This is a genomic window from Synechococcus sp. H55.9 (assembly GCF_047462355.1).
GTDB lineage: Bacteria > Cyanobacteriota > Cyanobacteriia > Thermostichales > Thermostichaceae > Thermostichus.
In genome coordinates this window covers 1-1,294 of record NZ_JANSJB010000186.1, presented here as the reverse complement: position 1 = coordinate 1,294, position 1,294 = coordinate 1, and the positions used below count along the sequence as shown (strand labels likewise).

Sequence of the window (1,294 nt, the reverse complement as noted above, 5' to 3'; positions counted from 1 at the left end):
GTCCAGGGGGGATCCTGGTAGGAGCCGCGAATGCCCGCCAGCACGCCCAAGCGCAGGGCGAGTAGGCCTAGGTTTAGCCCCAACAGAACCTGCTCTGTTAGGGAAAAGGGCAACCCCATCCCGGCCTTGATCCCCAGCCCCCCAACCGCCAAGACTGGGATCCCTTGGGTGAGCGCCAGCAGGGCGATATCCCCCCACAGGTGAGCCTTGGGAGTGGCGTCTTTCAAATCCAGGGAGCGGCCCCACTCCCGCCAGGTTTCGCCAAAAGAAGTGTACATGCGCACCTTGAGCAGGTGCCGACCATCGCAGAAAGCTACCTTAAAGCCGGCTGCCGCGATCTGCCGCACCAGGGTGACGTCGTCGCAAAAGGAAGCCCGCGCCAGCGTGTAGCCGTTCATGGCTTCCAGCACCGAGCGGCGCACCAACATGCACTGCCCATTGGCCATCGTCCGCTCCGGCAGAGCAGCCGTGTCCCCTGCCGCCCCATAGCGGTAGATCAGGGTTGTCAAAAGAGCCGGCTGCAGCCAAGCTTCTCCCCAGTGCTCCAAGATAAACTGCGGCGCCAGGGTGATGAGATCCAGCTGGTTGGCCTGGGCAGTTTCCAGCAAGCGCTCTACCAGGCCCGGCTGGGGGCGGGTATCGGCATCAATACCCAGGATCCACTCAGAGGCGGGATCCGACTGGAGAAATCCGTAGTGCAACGCCCAGGGACGACCTACCCAGCCACTGGGCAGGGGATCGTCGGTCAAGAGGCGAAAGCGGGGATCCCGCTCGGCCATCTGCAGCACTTTCTCGCGGGTGCCATCCTGGGAGCGGCTATCCACCACCAGCACCTCGCGCACAACCGCTCCCTGGCGGTGCAGCCCTTCCAGGCAGGGATCCAGGCGCTTGGCTTCGTTGAGGGTGGGCAGTAGGACGCTGACCAGGCCCGGCGGGAAGGGGATCCCCGCTTGGCCAGGGGGCAGAGGGGAAGGGCGCCGCAAAGACGGCAGCAGCCGCGCCAGCAACACCGCCACCATTGGCAGCTGCAGGGCCAGCAAAATCAGGGCAGCCGCATCCCCCATCGGGATCCCGTGCGTATCCATTGGAGCTACCTTCCTACCTCAAACAAATCAAACAAAAGTTGCCCGGCGGAACCCAAATCGGCGACTTTGGTTCAGAATCAATGTGGCTCCCGACCTTGACTTTCTCAGCCCTTTGTGGATGTTTCCACCCAGCTCAGCCCCAAGGGATCCCTTGTCACCCTGGTCAAGCTTCCGGCAGGAAAGCTGGATCCCGCTTTGGTGCGGAAAGA

At 63.1% G+C, this 1,294-nt stretch carries 1 protein-coding gene; it reads right to left on the bottom strand.

Going from position 1 to position 1,294, the window contains the following annotated elements; all coding sequences use genetic code 11:
* Positions 1 to 1,085 (bottom strand): glycosyltransferase family 2 protein (locus NW857_RS12990; protein ID WP_414369204.1); only part of this gene is annotated, 1,085 nt, incomplete at its 3' end.
* Between the last annotated feature and the right edge of the window lie 209 nt (positions 1,086 to 1,294).